At 71.7% G+C, this 20,163-nt stretch carries 17 protein-coding genes; 14 read left to right on the top strand and 3 right to left on the bottom strand.

Annotated features, from left to right (window positions below; all coding sequences use genetic code 11):
* Positions 1-5: 5 nt before the first annotated feature.
* The 3 genes from H9640_RS14215 (at position 6) to H9640_RS14205 (ending at position 3,904) form a co-directional block, all read left to right on the top strand.
* Complete coding sequence (locus tag H9640_RS14215; protein WP_191791356.1) at positions 6-1,220, top strand: glycosyltransferase family 2 protein; 1,215 nt, start codon at positions 6-8, stop codon at positions 1,218-1,220.
* A gap of 86 nt (positions 1,221-1,306) precedes the next feature.
* Positions 1,307-2,164, top strand: coding sequence for a TrmH family RNA methyltransferase (locus H9640_RS14210; RefSeq protein ID WP_225227258.1), 858 nt, complete (start codon positions 1,307-1,309; stop codon positions 2,162-2,164).
* Positions 2,165-2,599: 435 nt separating this feature from the next.
* Entirely contained in the window at positions 2,600-3,904 is a 1,305-nt protein-coding gene (locus H9640_RS14205) for an MFS transporter (RefSeq protein WP_191791354.1), read from the top strand.
* Positions 3,905-3,951: 47 nt separating this feature from the next.
* Here H9640_RS14205 and H9640_RS14200 read toward each other — a convergent pair whose 3' ends face one another.
* On the bottom strand, positions 3,952-4,860 hold the full coding sequence (locus H9640_RS14200; protein ID WP_191791353.1) for a helix-turn-helix transcriptional regulator: 909 nt from the start codon (positions 4,858-4,860) through the stop codon (positions 3,952-3,954).
* A 50-nt stretch (positions 4,861-4,910) separates the two neighbouring features.
* Here H9640_RS14200 and H9640_RS14195 point away from each other — a divergent pair, with 50 nt between their 5' ends.
* The 8 genes from H9640_RS14195 to H9640_RS14160 are packed head-to-tail and all read left to right on the top strand — an operon-like array spanning position 4,911 to position 13,854.
* Positions 4,911-8,678 carry a nitrate reductase subunit alpha gene (locus H9640_RS14195; RefSeq protein WP_191791352.1) on the top strand — a complete coding sequence of 1,256 codons (3,768 nt, stop codon included), beginning with the start codon at positions 4,911-4,913 and terminating at the stop codon, positions 8,676-8,678.
* Position 8,679: 1 nt separating this feature from the next.
* Complete coding sequence (narH, locus tag H9640_RS14190; RefSeq protein WP_191791351.1) at positions 8,680-10,206, top strand: nitrate reductase subunit beta; 1,527 nt, start codon at positions 8,680-8,682, stop codon at positions 10,204-10,206.
* Entirely contained in the window at positions 10,203-10,961 is a 759-nt protein-coding gene (gene narJ / locus H9640_RS14185) for a nitrate reductase molybdenum cofactor assembly chaperone (protein ID WP_191791350.1), read from the top strand. The genes narH and narJ overlap by 4 nt, the downstream gene beginning before the upstream one ends.
* 3 nt (positions 10,962-10,964) lie before the next feature.
* Complete coding sequence (gene narI, locus H9640_RS14180) at positions 10,965-11,669, top strand: respiratory nitrate reductase subunit gamma (protein WP_191791349.1); 705 nt, start codon at positions 10,965-10,967, stop codon at positions 11,667-11,669.
* Positions 11,666-12,118 carry a molybdenum cofactor biosynthesis protein MoaE gene (locus tag H9640_RS14175; RefSeq protein ID WP_191791348.1) on the top strand — a complete coding sequence of 151 codons (453 nt, stop codon included), beginning with the start codon at positions 11,666-11,668 and terminating at the stop codon, positions 12,116-12,118. Before narI ends, H9640_RS14175 begins: the two co-directional genes overlap by 4 nt.
* Entirely contained in the window at positions 12,115-13,122 is a 1,008-nt protein-coding gene (gene moaA, locus H9640_RS14170) for a GTP 3',8-cyclase MoaA (RefSeq protein ID WP_191791347.1), read from the top strand. Before H9640_RS14175 ends, moaA begins: the two co-directional genes overlap by 4 nt.
* 46 nt (positions 13,123-13,168) lie before the next feature.
* Positions 13,169-13,423: a MoaD/ThiS family protein gene (locus H9640_RS14165; RefSeq protein ID WP_191791346.1), complete on the top strand. Its 255-nt coding sequence runs from the start codon at positions 13,169-13,171 to the stop codon at positions 13,421-13,423.
* Positions 13,424-13,443: 20 nt separating this feature from the next.
* Complete coding sequence (locus tag H9640_RS14160) at positions 13,444-13,854, top strand: hypothetical protein (protein ID WP_191791345.1); 411 nt, start codon at positions 13,444-13,446, stop codon at positions 13,852-13,854.
* Positions 13,855-13,891: 37 nt separating this feature from the next.
* Here the strand turns inward: H9640_RS14160 and H9640_RS14155 are convergent, their stop codons facing one another.
* Positions 13,892-14,815, bottom strand: coding sequence for a ketopantoate reductase family protein (locus tag H9640_RS14155; protein ID WP_191791344.1), 924 nt, complete (start codon positions 14,813-14,815; stop codon positions 13,892-13,894).
* Between the two features lie 250 nt (positions 14,816-15,065).
* Here H9640_RS14155 and H9640_RS14150 point away from each other — a divergent pair, with 250 nt between their 5' ends.
* A complete protein-coding gene (locus H9640_RS14150; RefSeq protein WP_225227227.1) occupies positions 15,066-15,617 on the top strand; it encodes a hypothetical protein in 552 nt (183 codons plus the stop codon).
* A 203-nt stretch (positions 15,618-15,820) separates the two neighbouring features.
* On the opposite strand, the gene H9640_RS14145 is transcribed toward H9640_RS14150, so the two are convergent.
* Entirely contained in the window at positions 15,821-17,440 is a 1,620-nt protein-coding gene (locus H9640_RS14145; RefSeq protein ID WP_191791342.1) for an ABC-F family ATP-binding cassette domain-containing protein, read from the bottom strand.
* A 226-nt stretch (positions 17,441-17,666) separates the two neighbouring features.
* Here H9640_RS14145 and H9640_RS14140 point away from each other — a divergent pair, with 226 nt between their 5' ends.
* Together H9640_RS14140 and H9640_RS14135 are read left to right on the top strand one after the other, a co-directional pair.
* Positions 17,667-19,952 (top strand): carbon starvation CstA family protein, encoded by a 2,286-nt coding sequence (locus tag H9640_RS14140; protein ID WP_191791341.1) that lies wholly within the window; start codon positions 17,667-17,669, stop codon positions 19,950-19,952.
* A 10-nt stretch (positions 19,953-19,962) separates the two neighbouring features.
* The gene (locus tag H9640_RS14135; protein ID WP_307824069.1) at positions 19,963-20,160 is read left to right on the top strand and encodes a YbdD/YjiX family protein; all 198 of its coding nucleotides are present in this window, start codon (positions 19,963-19,965) and stop codon (positions 20,158-20,160) included.
* Positions 20,161-20,163: the final 3 nt, after the last annotated feature.

Raw genomic sequence — 20,163 nt, 5'->3', positions numbered from 1 at the left:
CGGCCGTGATCGTGCTGATCCCCGCCTACGAGCCGGACACGGCGCTCGTCCGCCTGGTCGCCGCGCTGCGCGCGACGCGACAGGTACGGGGGATCGTCGTGGTCGACGACGGCAGCGGGCCGGGCTCCCGCCCCGTGCTCGACGACGTCGCTCACCTCGGGGCGGTCGTCGTCGGGTTCCCGACCAACCGTGGCAAGGGCGCGGCGCTGCGGCGCGGGCTCCGCGAGGTCGCGCGACGCTGGCCCGGCGAGGACGTGGTGTGCGCCGACGCCGACGGGCAGCACGCCGTCGCCGACGTCCTCCGGGTCGGGGAGCGGGTGTCCGACGGCGAGGGGGCCGTGGTCCTCGGGGCGCGCGCGTTCGCCGGCGACGTGCCGCTGCGCAGCCGGGTCGGCAACACCATGACCCGGTGGCTGTTCCGGGCGGCGACCGGGCTGCGCGTCCAGGACACCCAGACCGGCCTGCGCGGGTACCCCGCCACGATGATCACCTGGCTGCTCGCCGTGCGCGGGGACCGCTACGAGTACGAGCTCAACGTGCTGCTCGCCGCAGCCCGCCAGGGGCATTCCGTCGTCGAGGTCGGGATCGAGACGATCTACCTCGACGACAACGCGTCCTCGCACTTCCGGCCGCTCGCCGACTCGGCCCGCATCTACGCGCCGCTGCTCGCGTTCTCGCTGTCGTCCCTGCTGGCCTTCGGGATCGACACCGCGGCGCTGCTCGTGCTCGACGCGGTGACGGGGTCGCTGCTGCTGGCGGTCGTCGGGGCGCGCGGGGTCAGCGGGACCGTGAACTTCCTCGTGAACCGGCGGGTGTTCGGGGGCGGGACTGGTGGTGGAGCGGGTGCTGGTGCTGTGGGTGGCCGTGCGGGCTCGGGGTCGCGTGCTCGGGCGCACGGGCCGGGCGGAGAGGGGTGGGCCGGGAGAGGGCACGGGCCCGGATCCGGGCGGCGGGCCGCGCTGCGGTACGCGGCGCTCGCGGTCGGGCTGTTGGCCGCAGGGTACGGGGTGCTCCGGGGGCTGACGGGGCTGGGGCTCGCGCTGCTGCCGGCCAAGGTCGTGACCGAGGTGCTGCTCTTCGCGACGAGCTACGAGGTGCAGCGGAGGGTCGTGTTCCGAGCAGCAGTGCCGCCCGGGCAGCCCGAACGGGGTGGGCTCGTGGCGGACGCGGGCCGCCCGACCGCCGAGCGGAAGGTTCCGCGCGCTCGACCACGAGGTTGAGGTCGCGAACGCCGTCAGAACGACCGCAACCCCGTGCTCGGCACCGGGGGGCCGATGCCAGGCAGCCGCCGCGGGTGCGGGAGAATCTGAGCGTGCAGATCATCCACGTGACCGACCCCGCCGACCCGCGCCTCGCCGACTACACGAACCTCACGGACGTCGAGCTCCGCTCGAAGAACGAGCCGGAGAAGGGCATGTACATCGCGGAGAGCACCACGGTGATCCACCGGGCGCTCGCGGCAGGGCACCGGCCCCGCTCCTTCCTCATGGCGGAGAAGTGGCTCCCCGGGCTCGAGGAGGCGATCTCCGCCGTCGGGCTGGACGACGGGCCCGGCGGGACGGGCGAACCCGTGCCCGTGTACGTCGCCGAACCCGCCGTCCTGGAGTCGATCACCGGCTTCAACCTGCACCGCGGCGCGCTCGCGGCCATGCACCGGCCGGTCCTGCCGAGCGTGCACGAGCTGCTCACGACCGCCCGTGACGGGCAGGGTGCGCGGCGCGTGGCGGTGCTGGAGGACATCGTCGACCACACGAACGTCGGCGCGATCTTCCGCGGGGCGGCCGGCCTCGGGGTGGACGCCGTGCTCGTGTCGCCGCGGTGCTCGGACCCGCTGTACCGGCGCAGCGTCCGCGTCTCGATGGGGACGGTGTTCCAGGTGCCGTGGACGCGGCTCGAGTCGTGGCCGGGCGGCGTCGAGGAGCTGCGCGAGCACGGGTTCACCGTCGCGGCGCTCGCGCTGTCGGACGACTCGCTCACCCTCGACGAGTACGTCGCGCGGGGCGACGAGAAGTCGGCGTTCGTGTTCGGGACCGAGGGGCACGGGCTGCACCGCTCGACGCTCGCGGCGGTCGACCACGTCGTGAAGATCCCGATGGCCGGGGGAGTGGACTCGCTCAACGTCGCGGCGAGCGCTGCGGTGGTGTTCTGGGCGACGCGGGCGTAGCCGTCCCCAGCGCGCAGTGGTCGACCGGCTGAACGACCGGCTGCCTCTCGACCCTCGAACGACCGACTTTGTGACGGAAAGCACAAAGTCGGAGCCCCGGCGCTCCGCACCAGACCAGCGCCCCGTTCTTCGGGCGAAACGACCCCTGCCCGCCGCCGCCCGCGCGCTTGCCGCAGCCCGCCGTCGGGCGCCCCGGGCCTCGCGGGCCACGGCCCGCCCGAGTTGATCCGCAACAACGCCCCGAACCTCCAAAGCAGCAGGTCAGCGGCCCTTCCTGGCCCGTGTCCCGGTTCGGGACCAACGTCGCTGCGACGGGACCTAGGTCCCGGTACGCACGAGTGAACTCGTCCATATGTTGTGGGTGCCCCAGCCCCACTTCTCGGACGGAGACACCCGGTGGTCACAGCCGACGTAGCCCCCAGACCAGCACACCAGGTGAGCACCGACGCGCGCCGCGACCTTCTCGACTGGGACCCCAACGACCCCCAGCGCTGGGACTCGAAGGTCGCCTGGAGCACGCTCTGGGTCACGACGTTCAACCTCATGCTCGCGTTCATCATCTGGTACCTGCCCGGGGCGCTCATCCCCACCCTCGGCACGGTCACCGGGTGGGACCTGAGCGAGAGCCAGTCCTACTGGCTGCTCGCCATGCCCGGCCTGACGGGCGGCCTGCTCCGCATCGTCTGGATGATGCTGCCGCCCATGCTCGGCACCCGCAAGATGCTCACGCTGTCCGCGCTCCTCATGATCATCCCGTTCGTCGGGTGGACCTGGGTCGTGATGCTCCCGACGCAGCCCTCGTACGCGCTGCTCGTCGCCCTGGCCCTCGCGGCCGGGCTCGGTGGTGGTGTCTTCTCGGGGTACATGCCCTCGACCTCGTACTTCTTCCCCAAGAGCAAGCAGGGCACGGCCCTGGGCCTGCAGGCCGGCATCGGGAACTTCGGCGTCTCGGTCGTCCAGTTCGTCGTGCCGTGGGCCATCGGGTTCGGGATGTTCGGCCTCGCGGGCCAGCTCGCGCACCCGCAGAACGCCGAACCCCGCCAGGTCTGGCTGCAGAACCCCGGGCTGATCTTCATCCCGTTCGCAGTCGTCGGCGTCGTGCTCGCCTGGACTCTGCTCAAGTCGGTGCCCGTCAAGGCCAACCTCAAGCAGCAGTTCGACATCTTCCAGAACAAGCACACCTGGCTCATGACCATGGAGTACGTCCTGACGTTCGGGATCTTCTCCGGCCTCGCGGGCACGTTCGGCATGCTGCTCAAGCAGCAGTTCGGCCCCGAGTACCTGACGTGGGTCTTCCTCGGCGCGCTCGTCGGCTCGCTCGCCCGCATGTGCTGGGGTCCGCTGTGCGACCGCTTCGGCGGCGGCGTGTGGACCGTGGTGTCCGGGATCGGCGTCGCGGCCTCGGCCGGTCTCGTCCTGTTCGGCCAGGTCACCGCGACCGACGGGGAGACGCCGAGCCTGCCGATCTTCATGACCGGGATGGTCCTGATCTTCTTCTTCTGCGGGATCGGCAACGCCGCGACGTTCAAGCAGATGCCCATGATCTTCCCGGCGCGTCAGGCAGGCGGAGTGATCGGCTGGACCGCCGCGATCGCCGCGTTCGGACCGTTCCTGTTCTCGATGCTGTTCAACTACCTGCCGAGGACGGCCGTGTTCGGCGGGATCATCGCCTACGCCCTGCTCTGCGCAGGCATCGCCTGGCACTTCTACGCACGCCCCGGCGCCGAGGCCAAGAGCTGATCATGAGATCGCCCGCAGCACCCGCCGCAGGCCCCCGGGCCCGACGCTCAGCAGGCGTCGGGCGCGGGGCCGGCGGCCCCGAGAACCCCCGGACCCGCGCCCCCCGGCGCCCCGGACACGACGATCGGGATCGGCGCGGCCTCGTCGTGACGCCCCCGGTCGACGGTCTCGAGCCGCGCGACGCAGTGGTGCTGACCGAAGTTCGGCACCAGGGCCGTGGCGCGCAGGTCCGAGCCGAGCTCGGCCAGGGTGCCGTTGATGAAGCCCGCGTGCAGGGAGCACACGACCTGCGGGGTGCTGCGGGCGGTCGCCACGAACGGGCAGTTGTTGAGCACGAGCGCGTCCATGCCCTTGCCGGGCGCGGAGACGTGCGCGGACGGCTCGCCGCGCGGGGTCGGCGCGAACCACAGCGCGTCGAGCTTGGACACGAGCAGGGTCGAGACCTCGTCCTCGGTGAGCACCTCGCCCGGGGCGGGGCAGTCGGCGAGCTTCTGCCCCCACGTGCGGCCCACGGTGTACGTGAGGGTCGCGGCCTCGGGCACGTTGGCGGCGACGGCGGTCGTGAGCGCCTCGGCCAGGAGCCGGTAGGCCTGCGCGCGCTCGTGCGTCTGGTTGGGCAGGGTGCCGCGGTAGAGCACCTTGGGCCGCCCGGGCGTCGTCCGGGTCTGCTGGGTGCGCTCGGCGAGCCCGGCGTCGACGAGCGACTCCAGGTGGAAGCGCGCGGTGTTCTGGTGGATGCCGACCTCGTCGGCGATGTCCTGGACGGACACCGGCGCCTTGGAGTCGCGCAGCAGCTGGATGATGTGCGTGCGCCTGCCGCCATGGTCGCTGCGACCCGTCGTGCCGTCGAACCCTCCGTAGACCTGCTGCCTGGGCACCTGCTCGCCCCACTTCTTCCCGCTCGTGGACCACTGACGTCGAGGCGTCCGGCTGCCCCCGGCCGACGTCCTCACCATGACAACCATCGCACGAACGCCCCCCACGCCGTTCCCGAGGAGCACTCGCCATGACCATCGACGACCCGGCGACGATGTCGCCCCTGATGAAGAAGCTGCTGAAGACGCGCAGCCACTTCCCGCAGACCGAGGTGTTCGACTCGGCGCACGCCATGATCGAGACGGACCCCTCCGAGTGGGACCGGTTCTACCGCGACCGGTGGGCGCACGACAAGGTCGTGCGCTCGACGCACGGCGTGAACTGCACGGGGTCGTGCGCGTGGGACGTGTACGTCAAGGACGGTCTCATCACGTGGGAGCACCAGGGCACGGACTACCCGACGACGGGGCTCGACAGCCCCGAGTACGAGCCGCGCGGCTGCCCGCGCGGGGCCTCGTTCTCCTGGTACACGTACTCGCCGTCGCGCGTGCGGTATCCCTATGTGCGCGGGGTCCTGCTCGAGATGTACCTCGACGCACGCTGCCGCCTGGGCGACCCGGTGCTCGCGTGGGCCGAGGTCGTCGAGAGCCCGCTCAAGGCGACGCTCTACAAGCGGGCCCGCGGCAAGGGCGGCCTGGTCCGCGCGGACTGGGAGCTCGCGACCGAGATCATGGCCGCGGCCCACGTCTACACGATCAAGGCGTACGGGCCGGACCGCTGCGTCGGGTTCACCCCGATCCCCGCAATGTCGATGGCGAGCTTCGGCGTCGGGACGCGCTTCCTGTCGATGATCGGCGGGACGCTGCTGAGCTTCTACGACTGGTACGCGGACCTTCCGCCCGCGAGCCCGCAGATCTGGGGTGACCAGACCGACGTCCCGGAGTCGGGCGACTGGTGGAACTCGAGCTACATCATGATGTGGGGCTCGAACGTCCCCGTGACGCGCACGCCCGACGCGCACTTCCTGGCCGAGGCCCGCTACAAGGGGACCAAGGTCGTCGCGGTCAGCCCCGACTACGCGGACAACGTGAAGTTCGCCGACGACTGGCTCGCCCCCGCCCCGGGCACGGACGGCGCGCTCGCGCAGGCCATGGGCCACGTGCTGCTCACCGAGTTCTACCGCGACCGCCAGGTGCCGTACTTCGAGGCGTACTCGCGCACGTACACGGATGCGCCGTTCCTCGTCACGCTCGACGAGTCCCCGGGGGCGCGTGCGACGGCGGAGGGCACAGTGCCCGACGGCGCCCCCGCCCCGGTCTTCCGGCCCGCCAAGTTCCTCACGGCAGCCGACCTGGACGGGCTGCCCGTCGCGGGGGCGACGGGGCAGCGCCCCGAGTTCCGCCCGGTCTTCCTCGACACGGCCGCCGACGCGCTCACGGTGCCGAACGGCACGCTGGCCGACCGGTGGACCGAGGACGGCGTGGGGCGCTGGAACCTCGACCTCGAGGACCACGACCCGGCGCTGAGCCTGCTGGGCCTGACGCACGCGGGAGCCGAGGCGCAGGGGGTCGTCGTCGAGCTGCCGCGCTTCGACGTGGGGGAGACCGAGGGCGGCTCCTCGGTCCTGCGCGGCGTCCCGGCGATCCGCGTGGGCGACCGCCTCGTGACCACCGTGTTCGACCTGCTCATGGCGCAGTACGGCGTGGGCCGCGACGGACTGCCCGGGACGTGGCCCACGGGCTACGACGACCCGACGTCGCCCGGGACGCCCGCGTGGCAGGAGTCCCTGACCGGGGTCCCGGCCGAGCAGTGCACCCGGATCGCGCGCGAGTTCACGCGCAACGCCGAGGTGAGCAAGGGCAGGTCCATGATCATCATGGGCGCGGGCACCAACCACTGGTACCACGCGGACACCATCTACCGGACGTTCATCGCGCTCCTGACCCTCACCGGGTGCCAGGGCGTCAACGGCGGCGGCTGGGCGCACTACGTGGGCCAGGAGAAGGCCCGGCCCGTGACGGGGCAGCAGCACATGGGCTTCGCGCTCGACTGGCAGCGCCCCACGCGTCACATGGCCGGCACGGCGTTCTGGTACACCGCGACGGACCAGTGGCGCTACGAGGGCTTCGGCGCGGACGAGCTCGCTTCGCCGACCGGTCCGGGCACGCTCAAGGACCGCAGCATGATGGACTGCCTGACCCAGGCGGCCCGCATGGGCTGGACGCCCTCGCACCCCGGGTTCGACCGCAACCCGCTCGACCTGTGCGACGAGGCCGCGGCCGCGGGCGTGCCGGTCGCGGACCACGTGGTCTCCGAGCTGCGCAGCGGTGCGCTCAAGTTCGCGGTCGAGGACCCCGACGACCCGCAGAACTTCCCGCGCGTCCTGACGGTCTGGCGGGCGAACCTCATCGGCAACTCGGCCAAGGGCAACGAGTACTTCCTCAAGCACCTGCTGGGCGCCGACTCGTCGCTGCGGGCGCACGAGACCCCGCCCGAGCGCCGCCCCGAGGAGGTCGTCTGGCGGGACGAGGCCCCCGAAGGCAAGCTCGACCTGCTGACCAACATCGACTTCCGCATGACCTCGACGTCGCTGTTCGCCGACGTGGTCCTGCCCGCGGCGACCTGGTACGAGAAGCAGGACATCTCGACCACGGACATGCACCCGTTCGTGCACGCCCTCAACGCGGCGATCGCACCACCGTGGCAGGCCAGGACCGACTACGACGCGTTCCTGGGGCTCGCCGACAAGGTCTCCGAGCTCGCCAAGATCCACCTGGGCACGCGCACCGACGTCATCGCTGCGCCGCTCACGCACGACACCCCGGACGAGATGGCCCAGCCCGGAGGCGTCGTCCTCGACTGGCGCAAGGGAGAGTGCGAGCCCGTCCCGGGCGTGACCATGCCCCGCCTCGTGGTGGTCGAGCGGGACTACACCCAGATCGCGGAGAAGATGCGCGCCGTCGGGCCGCTGATCTCGACGGTCGGGACCACGACCAAGGGCGTCACGGTCGTGCCCGAGCAGGCCGTCGAGTTCCTCGCGAAGGCCAACGGCGTGCGCAAGGACGGCGTCGCGAAGGGACGTCCGTCGCTCGAGACCGCGGCGCACTTCTGCGAGGCGATCCTCGCGCTGTCCGGCACGACCAACGGCGCCGTGTCGGTCGCGGGCTTCACGGCCCTCGAGAAGCGGGTCGGCAAGCCGCTCGCGGACCTGGCCGAGGAGAACCACGACCGCCAGGTCACGTTCGCCCAGACCCTGACCGGGCCGCAGAACGTCTTCACGAGCTACGAGTGGTCGGGCTCCGAGCAGGGCGGGCGGCGCTACTCGCCGTTCGTGGTCAACGTCGAGCGGCTCAAGCCGTGGCACACGCTCACGGGTCGCCAGCACTTCTTCGTCGACCACGACTGGATGACCGAGCTCGGCGAGCAGCTCCCGGTCTACCGGCCGCCGCTCGACATGGCACGCCACTTCGGCCACCAGGGCTTCAGCGAGCCCGGCTCGACCGAGGTCACGGTGCGCTACCTGACGCCGCACTCCAAGTGGTCCATGCACTCGCAGTTCCAGGACAACCCGTACATGCTCGCGCTCTCGCGCGGGGGCCCCACGATCTGGATCTCCGAGGGCGACGCGGCGACCGCGGGGATCGCGGACAACGACTGGATCGAGGCGGTCAACCGCAACGGCGTGGTCGTGGCCCGGGCCGTGGTCTCGCACCGCATGCCCACGGGCACGGTCTACATGTACCACTCGAAGGACCGCAACATCGACGTGCCCAAGGCCGAGGCGTCGGGCAAGCGAGGGGGCATCCACAACGCGCTGACGATGATCATGATGAAGCCCACGCACCTCCTGGGCGGGTACGGCCAGCTCACCTACGCCTTCAACTACTACGGGCCGACCGGCAACCAGCGCGACGAGTACACGGTCATCCGTCGGCGCAACCAGGAAGTGGAGTACTGAGATGCGGGTCATGTCGCAGGTCGCGATGGTCATGAACCTCGACAAGTGCATCGGGTGCCACACGTGCTCGGTCACGTGCAAGCAGACGTGGACCAACCGCGACGGCGTCGAGTACGTGTGGTTCAACAACGTCGAGACCAAGCCGGGAACGGGGTACCCGCGCGGGTACGAGGACCAGGACCGGTGGCACGGCGGCTGGGAGCTCGACCGCAAGGGACGGCTCCGGCTCCGCTCGGGCGGGCGGTTGCGCCGCCTCGCGTCGATCTTCGCGAACCCCGACCTCCCGGGGCTCGACGACTACTACGAGCCCGCGACGTACGACTTCGACCAGCTGATCTCCGCGCCGGCGAACTCGCCGCAGATCCCCGTGGCCCGGCCCAAGAGCGCGATCACGGGCAAGGACATGAAGATCACGTGGGGACCCAACTGGGACGACGACCTGGGCGGCTCGCCGCAGATCGCGTCGAAGGACCCCAACCTCGCGTCCATGGTCGACAAGGTCCAGCTCTCGTTCGAGCAGACGTTCATGTTCCACCTGCCCCGGATCTGCGAGCACTGCCTCAACCCGGCGTGCGTCTCGGCCTGCCCGTCGTCGGCCATGTACAAGCGCGTCGAGGACGGGATCGTGCTCGTGGACCAGGACGCGTGCCGCGGCTGGCGCATGTGCGTCTCGGCCTGCCCCTACAAGAAGGTCTACGTCAACCACCAGACGGGCAAGGCCGAGAAGTGCACGTTCTGCTTCCCGCGCATCGAGGCGGGGCAGCCGACCGTGTGCGCCGAGACGTGCGTGGGCCGCCTGCGGTACATCGGCCTCGTGCTCTACGACGCCGACGCGGTCGAGGCCGCGGCGTCCGTCGAGGACCCCCAGGACCTGCTCGACGCCCAGCGCTCGGTCTTCCTCGACCCCACGGACCCCGAGGTGATCGCGGCGGCACGGGCGGCCGGCATCGCCGAGGACTGGATCGGCGCGGCCCAGCGCTCGCCGATCTGGCAGCTCATCCAGAAGTTCAAGGTCGCCCTGCCGCTGCACCCCGAGTACCGGACCATGCCCATGGTCTGGTACGTGCCGCCGCTCTCGCCCGTCCTGGACGTGACGACCGAGCTCGGCAAGGACGACGCGGACGCCGACGACGTGTTCCACACCATCGCGTCGCTGCGCATCCCGCTCGAGTACCTCGCGAGCCTGTTCTCGGCCGGGGACGTCGACGTCGTCGCGGGGGTCCTCATGAAGCTCGCCGCGATGCGCAGCCACATGCGTCGGCGCACGCTGACGGGGGAGGTGGACGAGGCGTTGCTCGCCCAGGTCGGGTACTCGTCCGAGGACGTCGAGGAGCTCTACCGGCTCCTGGCCATCGCCAAGATGGAGGACCGCTACGTCATCCCCGCGGCGCACAAGGAGGACGCGGCCGAGATGGCCTCATGGGCCTCGGGCTGCTCGCTCGACAACCCGGGCGGCCCCGGCATGAGCGCGGCCTCCACGCGCGGCGGCCCCGTCTCCGTCCCCCTGCAGGTCCGGAGGCCGTCATGACGGCCCAGGCTCCGGCGTCGGGCAGGCGCGCGTTCGTCCCGCTCCTGCGGCGCTCGCGGCGCAAGGACCTCGTCGAGGTCCCCGCCCGGTCCGACGTCCTCGCGCTCGCCAGCATCCTGCTGGCCTACCCCGACGACGCCTGGTACGCCGACGCCGACGAGCTCGCCGCGGCCGTCGCAGCCCTGCCCGACTCGGCCCCGGCCGCGCACCTGCGCGCGTTCTGGGACCAGCACGCGCGGACGGAGCCGCGCGCCGCGCGGGCCCACTACGTCGAGACCTTCGACCTGCGCCGCAAGTCGTCGCTGTTCCTCAGCTACTACCTGCACGGCGACACGCGCCAGCGCGGCATGGCGCTCCTCGCGCTCAAGCAGCGCTACCGCGCGTGCGGGTTCGCGCCCGACGACGCCGAGCTGCCCGACTACCTGCCCATGGTGCTCGAGTTCGCCTCGCGCGCCGGGACCGGGGCGGGGGAGGCGCCGCTGCGGACCCACCGCGGCGGGATCGAGCTCATCCGCCGTTCGCTCGCGGACCGCGGCTCGCACTACCGCGAGATCCTCGAGGCCGTGAGCGACCTCCTGGGGCCCGTGTCCGAGCGCCAGCGCGGCGAGGTCGACCAGCTCGCGCTCACCGGCCCGCCCAGCGACGACGCGGGGCTCGAGATCGCCTCGATGCCCTACGGGGGAGCGAGCTGGACCGACACGCCCGGCGCGCCCTTCGGCCCCCCGGAATTCACCTGCGCCCCGGAAGGACGCTGACACATGGACACCCTTCTCTTCGTGGTGCTGCCGTACGTCTGCCTCGCGATCTTCGTCGTCGGGCACGTGTGGAGGTACCGCAACGACCAGTTCGGCTGGACGACCCGTACGAGCCAGGTGCTCGAGAAGCGCTGGCTCGCGTGGGGCTCGCCCCTGTTCCACTTCGGGGCGCTGTTCGCGATCCTCGGGCACGCCGCGGGGCTCCTGATCCCGACGTCGTGGACCCAGGCCCTCGGGATCTCCGACCACGCGTACCACGTGGTCGCGGTCGCGGCCGGGACCGTCGCGGGCGTCGTGCTGTGCGCGGGGCTCGTGATCCTGCTGCTGCGCCGGTTCTACGTCTCCGACCGCATCCGCGTCGTCACGACGCCCATGGACCGGGTCCTGTACCTCCTGCTCACGGTCGAGATCGGGGTCGGCATGTGGCAGACCGTCGCGATCAACGTGTTCGGCTCGGGCTACGAGTACCGCGGGACGGTCTCGGTCTGGTTCCGTCAGCTGTTCGTCCTCCAGCCCGACCCCTCGCTCATCACCGCGGCGCCCGCGGTCTACGGCTGGCACGCCGTCCTCGCGTGCCTGCTCCTCGCGATCTGGCCCTTCACGCGGCTCGTGCACGTCTGGTCGGTGCCCGTCGCGTACCTGGCCCGGCCGTACGTGGTCTACCGGCAGCGCTCCGCGGCGCCGGGGCGCGGCAAGGTGCGGGCATGAGTGCGGTCCCCGCCGTCCCCGCCCCGGTCGCCCGCGTCGTCCTCGCGGGCGTGGGGGAGACCGCCCTGGACGTGGCCGCGCACGAGCGCGCGGTGGCCTCCGTGCACGCCGGGGCCGTCGTGACCTTCGCGGGCGTCGTCCGCGACCACGACGGCGGGAGGTCCGTGGCCGCGCTCACCTACGAGGCCCACCCCGACGCGGACCGGATCATCCGCGAGATCGCGGCCCGCGTCGCGGCCCGCTCGGGCGAGGTCCGGGTAGCCGTCACGCACCGCGTGGGCGACCTCGCGATCGGCGACGTCGCGCTCGTCGCGGCAGTGTCCTCGGCCCACCGGGCTCAGGCCTTCGCGGCGTGCGGCGACCTCGTCGAGGAGGTCAAGGCCTCCCTGCCCGTGTGGAAGAGGCAGGTCTTCACCGACGGCACGCACGAGTGGGTCGGGGCGCTGTGAGCGTCGCGCCCACGCTCGAGCGCGCGCTCGTCGACCGGTTCGGACGGCGCCACCGCGACCTGCGCATCTCCCTGACCGACCGCTGCTCCCTGCGGTGCACCTACTGCATGCCCGCCGACGGCATGCCCTGGCTGCCCTCCGACGAGCTCCTCACGGTCGCCGAGATGACCCGCGTCGCGGCCGTCGCGGTCCGGCACGGCATCCAGGAGATCCGCCTCACGGGCGGCGAACCGCTCCTGCGCCCCGACATCGTCGAGATCGTGGCCGAGCTGGCCGCGCTCCCCGGCGCCCCCGAGGTGTCGATGACGACCAACGGACTGCGCCTGCCGGCGCTCGCGGTCCCGCTGCGCGACGCGGGGCTGAGCCGGCTCAACCTGTCGCTCGACACCCTGCGCCGCGACCGGTACGTGCGGTTGACGCGGCGCGACCGCATGGACCAGGCGCTCGACGGGCTCGCGGCCGCCGACCGGGCGGGCTTCACCGGGACCAAGCTCAACGCCGTCCTCGTACGCGGCGTCAACGACGACGAGACGGTCGACCTGCTCCGGTTCGCGCTCGACCGCGGATACGAGCTGCGGTTCATCGAGCAGATGCCGCTCGACGCGGGCCGGACGTGGACGCGCGAGGGCATGGTCACGGCCGACGAGGTGCTCGCGTCGCTCAGCGGATCGTTCGACCTGGTCCCCGTGCCGACGCGCGGCGCTGCCCCGGCCGAGCGATGGACGGTCGACGGAACCGACGCGGTCGTCGGGATCGTGGCCTCCGTGACGCGTCCCTTCTGCGGGGCGTGCGACCGGATCCGGCTCACGGCCGACGGGCAGCTCCGCAGCTGCTTGTTCGCGCGCGAGGAGACCGACCTGCGGACCCTCCTGCGCGCAGGAGCCGACGACGACCGGATCGCGGCAGCGCTCGGTCTCGCGGTCCGCACCAAGGCCGCCGGGCACACGATCGGCAGCCCCTCGTTCCGGCAACCCGACCGCGGCATGTCCGCGATCGGGGGATAGCCCCCACCCGAGACCGCACCGACCCCGTACGACAAGGAGTGACGAGATGCCCGCCATCACCCTGCGCTACTACGCCGCGGCCCGTGCCGCGGCGAACGGCCTCGACGAGGAGGTGATCGAGACCGAGAGCCCCGCGGCCGCGCTCCGCGTCAGCGCGCGGCGCCACGGCGAGCCGATGCGCCGCGTGCAGGTCGTCTGCTCCTACCTCCAGGACGGTCGCGCGCTGCGCCCCGAGGCGGCGACCGCCCCCGTCGCCGGTCCGGTGACGATCGACGTCCTCCCACCGTTCGCCGGCGGGTGAGCGACATGGCGAGGTTCCCGGTGAGAGAGGTCTACCCGCCCCTGGACGCGGACGAACCGTCCGGTGCCCCGGCCCGACGGCGCATGGCCGGGCTGCGCGGCCCCGTCACCAGCGGGTGGCTGCTGGTGGCGAGCGTGAGCCAGCTCGGCACCTTCATCGCCGTCCTCTGGTACGGGCTGCTGGCGTTCCCCGAGATGACGCTGCCCGAGGCCGCGTTGCTCGTCGGCGCCCTGCTCGTGGCGCACTGGCTCACCTCGCTCGCCGTGTTCGCGGTGGGACGCGCACGGTTCCGGTGCCTCGAACGCCGGTACGTCGCCTGGCTCGACGGGCTCTGCACCGAGGAGCGGGCGGAGCACTGCCGCCGCGCCCAGCGCAGGCTCGTGGAGCACCAGAAGACGCCGAGGCACTGGGTGGTGCCCGCCGACTGGTGACGGTGCTGCTGGTCCGGCGAGGACGGCGGGACCGAGGTCAGGAGAGCTCGGCGACGAGCCGGGCCGTGAGCGGCGCCGCGACCCCGTGGCGATCGGCGGCCCGCACGACCGCGCCGCCGATCGCGTCGACCTCGAGAAGCCGACCCGCCTCGGCGTCACGCTCCATCGAGGAACGGGCGCCGGCCGGGAAGCGGTCGTACAGGGCCAGCGACGCGGCCGGGTCCGACGGTGCGCCTGACGCCGTCGCGACCGCCGCGACCTCCGCGACCAGCGCCTCGAGCTCGCCCCGGTGGACCGTGCGCACCTCACCGATCGTCTCGCGGTACCGGGTCGTGAGCAGGGCCAGCGGCGCCAGGAAGGACAGCTTGGCCCACACCAGCGCGGCCTCGTCGGGCAGCACCCGTACCGTGATCCCGGCGTGCGCGAGGAGGTCGCGCACGGCGTCGACCGTGTCCGTCGGCACGTCGCCGGGGGCGAGGTCGATCTCCACGAACGGGCTGCCGTGCACGATCTCGCCCGGCGCGACGCGCGTCGACTCGACCCGGATCACCGCAGGGAGGACCCGCGCGGAGCCGTACCGTGCGCGCAGCACGTCCAGGTGCTCGACGCCGTTGAGCAGCGGCACGACCACGGCGTCCCCGAGGACCTCGGGGGCGACCCGGTCGAGCGCGTCCGCCAGGCCGGTGGCCTTGACGGCGACCAGCAGCACGTCGACCGGCTCGGTGAGGCGCGCCGTCGCCCGGACGGCGACCTCGACGTCACCGAGCTGCCCGCTGCGGACGTGCAGCCCGTGCTCACGCAGGGACGCCGCCGTCTCGTCGCGTGCCACGAAGGTCACCGTCGCCTCGTCGGCGCGGACGAGCAGGGCCCCGACGAGGCCACCGACCCCTCCGGCGCCGAGGACGGCGACCTCCCGTGGTGCGCCGTGCCCCGTCGTGGTCTTGTTCGTCCCGTCGCTCATGGCCTCAGGAGACCACACGTCCGGTCGGTGCCGGACGCGGACGTGCGTCCTGCGAGCGTGAGGGTGGTCACGGGCCGCGGGTCCCGCCGTGGGACGCCCCGGGGACGGCCGGCAGGTGTGCCCGTGGAACGAACCGGACAGGTGCCTCGTTGGTGACTCACGACAGCCCGTGAGCACGGCACCGGCATACCCGGCCGGTGGACGTCCGGGACGAACGAGCGTGCGGACGACGCACAGCAGGGACGACGCGATGCCGGTGCAGCAGACCGAGACCACCCGCCCATGGACGTTCGACGCACGCGCCGGTGCGGTCTACGGGCTCATGACGGCTGCCTGGTACGCCGTGCCCGACCTCGTCGAACGGCGCGGGACCCGGGCGCTCCTCAAGACGGCCTGCGGGGTCGCCGGCGCTGCGGTGCTGCTCCGGACCGGCGAGGGCCGCCAGGCGATCGACGGCGTCCGCAAGGTCCGCGACGCGATGCGGGAGACGTCGAGCACCGACGTCGCGGACCGGACCGCGGGGCCCTGGGAGCGGGCGTCCGACGACGGGCCGGACAACCCCCTGCACGGCCTCACCCCGGTCGAGATCGCGCCGGGCGGCAAGGTCGCGATCGCCGTCGGGGCGGCCGTCGTTCTCGGGGCCACGACCGCGTTCGCCGTCGTCGGGGAGAAGGGGGCGTACCGCTGGGGCGAGCGCATGCGCGCCCGCGGGGTGCGCGCGCCGCACCTGCGCGTGGGACTCGTCCTGGGCGCCGCGGCAGCGGTCCTGGGTGGCCTGCTCCCGGCTCCCGAGGACGACTGACGCCCACCGAGGACGACTGAGAAGGAGTCGCGGCGGCTGGCCGAGGTCCGGCCGCGCGTAGTCGAAGCGGTTGGCTGCCGGATCACCGTTCCACGAGATCGGGCTGGTTGTCCCATCCGGCGCGGCCGAGGCGACAACCAGCCCGATCTCGACGACAACCGGTCCGTCGACGTCCGCCGCGCGCGGCATCCCGAGCACGGTCGTCAGAGTGCGCCCGACGCCGCGGTCTCCTCGACGCCGCCCGCGCCGTCGAACGTCAGGAGCCGGTCGGCGACCTTGTCGATGAAGTAGCGGTCGTGGCTCACGACGACCACGGCGCCGGGGAAGTGCGCGAGCGCACGCTCCATGACCTGGGCGCTCGTGAGGTCGAGGTGGTTGGTCGGCTCGTCGAGCACGATCACCGAGGCACCCGACAGCAGGCACTGCGCGATCGCGACACGGGCACGCTGTCCGCCCGAGAGCGTGCCGATCTTCTGCTTGAGCTCCATCTCGGAGAACTGCAGCATCGTCAGGAAGCGGTTGACGTTCTTCTTGGTCGCCGAGTACGCGAGGGTCCCGGGGGCGGCGCTGACCGCGTGCGCGACCGTGTCGTCCAGGTCGAGGTCGGCCACGACCTGGTTGTAGGAGACGAACGTCGAGTTCTTCTTCCAGGTGATCTGCCCGGCGTCGGGCGGTGTGACCTCCGTGAGCACGTCGAGGAGCGTCGACTTGCCGGACCCGTTCGCACCGACGACGGCGACGCGGTCACCGCGGTGCAACGAGAACGTGAGGTCGCTGAACAGCGGGTCGCCGCCGAACCCCTTCGTGAGCCCCTCGACCTCGACCAGTCGTTCGCTCACGTGCAGGTCCGCGTAGATGGTCGTGATGATCTGGTCGACCGGACGCGGCGCCTGGCGCTTCTTGATGTCGGCGAGCTTGCGCTTGAGGCCCCGGCTCTTGTCCTTCGCGGCCTGCTTGCGGGCATCGCTCGCCTCGACCTCGTACGCGAGCAGCTCCTCCTCGTGCGCGAACTGGCGCTCGATCGTCTTGAGGCGCGACTGCTTGGCGTGCACGTAGTCGGAGTAGCCGCCCTCGTACTCGTGCAGGCGGCGGTTCTCGATCTCGACGATCCGGTTGACCGCGCCGTCGAGGAACTGGCGGTCGTGCGAGACCACGAGCACCGCTCCCGGGTACGTCTGGAGCCAGTTCTCGATCCAGCGCACGCCGTCGAGGTCGAGGAAGTTCGTGGGCTCGTCGAGCAGCAGCACGTCGGGGCGCTGCACCAGGATCCGGGCGAGCGCCGCACGGTTGCGCCAGCCGCCCGAGAGCTGGTCGACCGGGAGAGCGCGACGTGCGGCGTCGAACCCCAGCCGCGTGAGGACCGTGTCGATCGTGTTCTCGTACGACCACCCGTCGAGCGCGTCCATGCGCTCGAACAGGTCGGCCTGCTCGGTGAGAAGCCTGGTCATCTCGTCATCGCCGTCGACAGCACCGCCGTCGTCCATGAGGTCCGGCTCGGCGAGGCGCTCGCCGATCGCGTCGAGGCGCGCCTGCGTGGAGTGGACGTCGGCGAACAGCTCGCTGAGCTCCTCGGCCGCGCTGCGGTGCCCCGCGAGCTCGGAGAACTGCGAGAAGTACCCGATGCTCACGCCGAGGTTGACGTCGACCGTCCCCGACGTGGGCTCCTTGCGGCCCAGGATGAGCTCGAGGAACGTCGTCTTGCCCGTACCGTTGCGGCCCACGAGCCCGACACGCTCGCCCTCGCGGAGCTTGAGGAAGGCGTCGCGCAGCACGACCTTGTCGTCGAACTGCATGCTCACGGCGTTCAGGCGGATCAGGCTCACAGGGGTCCTCTCGGGCACCGTGCCGGAGGTCGGCACGACGGGAGAACACTACGCGGAGCGCCCGTCCGGACGGTCGTCGGTCACCGTTCGACGACCGTTCGTCGCACGGCGCCTACCGCTCGTCGCACACCTCGACCGTCCGTCGAGGTGACCTGGATCACGGCCTGCCGTCGTCCCTAGCCTTTCCCGGTCGGACGCAACGACGCGACCTTGGGAGAGAGAACCGATGACGACAGACATCCGATCGACGGCGGAGAACGCCTCGGACGACGGGCTCTCGCCCGATCCGACGCTCCCGCCCACCGCGGTCCCGGAGACCGCCCTCGCACCACGCTGGACCTGGCAGAAGGTCGCGCTCTGGACGGGCATCGCGCTGCTCGGCGGCGTTGCCTGGGTCATGCTCGCGCTGGTGCGCGGCGAGACCGTCAACGCGATCTGGTTCGTCTTCGCCGCAGTCTGCAGCTACCTCATCGGATACCGCTTCTACTCCAAGGTCATCGAGCGGTACATCACGCGCCCCGACGACCGGCGTGCGACCCCGGCCGAGGTGCGCTCGGACGGCAAGGACTACGTCCCGACCGACCGTCGGGTGCTGTTCGGGCACCACTTCGCCGCGATCGCGGGCGCCGGCCCGCTCGTGGGCCCGGTCCTGGCCGCGCAGATGGGCTACCTGCCCGGCACGGTCTGGATCATCGTCGGCGTCATCTTCGCGGGGGCCGTGCAGGACTATGTCGTCCTGTTCTTCTCGATGCGTCGCGGTGGTCGCACGATCGGCCAGATGGCCCGCCAGGAGCTCGGTCGCATCGGCGGCACGGCCGCGATCGTCGCCTCCCTGCTCATCATGCTGATCATCGTCGCGATCCTCGCGCTCGTCGTCGTGAACTCCCTGGGCGAGAGCCCGTGGGGCGTCTTCAGCGTCGCGATGACCATCCCGATCGCCCTCTTCATGGGCGTCTACCTGCGCTACCTGCGCCCCGGACGCATCACCGAGGTCTCGATCATCGGCTTCGTGCTGCTCATGGCCGCGATCGTGGGCGGCGGCTGGGTCGCGAACACCCCGTGGGGCGCGGACCTGTTCCACCTCGACCGCACGACCATCGCCATCGGCATCATCATCTACGGCTTCGTCGCGGCCGTCCTGCCCGTCTGGCTGCTCCTGGCCCCGCGCGACTACCTGTCGACGTTCATGAAGGTCGGCGTGATCGTGATGCTCGCAGGAGCGATCGTGATCGTGCGTCCCGAGATCTCGGTCCCCGCGGTCAGCGAGTTCGCGAGCGGCGAGACCGGTCCGGTGTTCTCCGGGTCCCTGTTCCCCTTCCTGTTCGTCACGATCGCGTGCGGCGCCCTGTCCGGCTTCCACGCCCTCATCGCGTCGGGCACCACGCCCAAGCTGCTCGAGAAGGAGCGCCAGACGCGCTTCATCGGGTACGGCGGCATGCTCATGGAGTCGTTCGTCGCGATCATGGCGCTCGTCGCCGCGATCTCGCTCGACCGCGGCATCTACTTCGCCATGAACGCCTCGGCCGCCGCGACGGGCGGCACCATCGAGGGAGCGGTCGCGTTCGTCAACTCGCTCGGCCTGGCCGGAGTGAACCTCACGCCCGACATGCTGTCCTCGACCGCGGCGGCCGTCGGCGAGGAGTCGATCGTGTCCCGCACGGGTGGCGCCCCGACCCTGGCGCTGGGCCTGGCGCACATCATGCAGCAGCTCTTCGGCGGCGCCGCGATGATGGGCTTCTGGTACCACTTCGCGATCATGTTCGAGGCGCTGTTCATCCTCACGGCCGTCGACGCCGGGACGCGCGTGGCGCGCTTCATGCTCCAGGACTCGCTCGGCAACGTCGCCCCGAAGTTCCGGGACGTGACCTGGCGACCCGGGGTGTGGTTCTGCACCCTGGTCATGGTCGCGGGGTGGGGGAGCATCCTCTACCTCGGCGTGACCGACCCCCTCGGCGGGATCAACACGTTCTTCCCGCTGTTCGGCATCGCCAACCAGCTCCTGGCGGCCATCGCGCTCGCGGTCGTCCTGGCGATCGTGGCCAAGCGCGGTCGCTCGTACTTCCGCTGGCTGTGGATCGTGGCCCTGCCGCTGGCCTTCACCGCGGTCGTGACGATCACGGCGTCGTTCGAGAAGATCTTCTCGCCCGTCCCCGCCGTCGGGTACTGGGCCAACCACAACGCGTTCAAGGAGGCACTGGCCGCGGGGGAGACCTCGTTCGGCACCGCGACGTCGGTCGAGGCCATGGAGGCGGTCGTGCGCAACACGTTCGTCCAGGGCACGCTGTCGATCATCTTCGTGGTCCTCGCGATCGTCGTGATGGTCGCGGCCCTCGTGACGACCGTGAAGGCGTTGCGGGCGGGGGGCGGCGAGAACCACGAGGACGAGCCCGTGGCCTCGCGCCGGTTCGCTCCCGCCGGGCTCCTGACGACCGCCACGGAGAAGGAGATCGAGGCCGAGTGGGCTCAGCTTCCGCCCGAGAAGCAGCCCGTCTCCTCGGGCGCGGGACACTGACGTGGGACCCGTGCGCGACGCGCTCGCCCGAGCGGCGAGGGGTGCGGCCTGGTACGTCCGCCAGCTCATGGGCGACGACGCCTACCGGGTGTACGTGGAGCACCGCCGCGCCGCGCACGGGCCCGACGTCGCCGTCCTGACCGAGCGCCAGTTCTGGCGCCAGCGCATGGACGACCAGGACCGCAACCCGGGCGCCCGCTGCTGCTGAACG

Origin of the sequence: Oerskovia gallyi, from assembly GCF_014836745.1 — a bacterium.
Classification (GTDB): Bacteria; Actinomycetota; Actinomycetes; order Actinomycetales; family Cellulomonadaceae; genus Oerskovia; species Oerskovia paurometabola.
This window is presented reverse-complemented; position numbering and strand designations above follow the sequence as displayed.

What these genes read in the sequence shown, in the direction of transcription:
- H9640_RS14200 (WP_191791353.1), bottom strand. Translation starts at nt 4,860, where the DNA reads ATGGTGAGGACGTCGGCCGGGGGCAGCCGGACGCCTCGACGTCAGTGG.
- H9640_RS14195 (WP_191791352.1), top strand. Translation starts at nt 4,911, where the DNA reads ATGACCATCGACGACCCGGCGACGATGTCGCCCCTGATGAAGAAGCTG.
- narH (WP_191791351.1), top strand. Translation starts at nt 8,680, where the DNA reads ATGCGGGTCATGTCGCAGGTCGCGATGGTCATGAACCTCGACAAGTGC.
- narJ (WP_191791350.1), top strand. Translation starts at nt 10,203, where the DNA reads ATGACGGCCCAGGCTCCGGCGTCGGGCAGGCGCGCGTTCGTCCCGCTC.
- narI (WP_191791349.1), top strand. Translation starts at nt 10,965, where the DNA reads ATGGACACCCTTCTCTTCGTGGTGCTGCCGTACGTCTGCCTCGCGATC.
- H9640_RS14175 (WP_191791348.1), top strand. Translation starts at nt 11,666, where the DNA reads ATGAGTGCGGTCCCCGCCGTCCCCGCCCCGGTCGCCCGCGTCGTCCTC.
- H9640_RS14165 (WP_191791346.1), top strand. Translation starts at nt 13,169, where the DNA reads ATGCCCGCCATCACCCTGCGCTACTACGCCGCGGCCCGTGCCGCGGCG.
- H9640_RS14155 (WP_191791344.1), bottom strand. Translation starts at nt 14,815, where the DNA reads ATGAGCGACGGGACGAACAAGACCACGACGGGGCACGGCGCACCACGG.
- H9640_RS14150 (WP_225227227.1), top strand. Translation starts at nt 15,066, where the DNA reads ATGCCGGTGCAGCAGACCGAGACCACCCGCCCATGGACGTTCGACGCA.
- H9640_RS14140 (WP_191791341.1), top strand. Translation starts at nt 17,667, where the DNA reads ATGACGACAGACATCCGATCGACGGCGGAGAACGCCTCGGACGACGGG.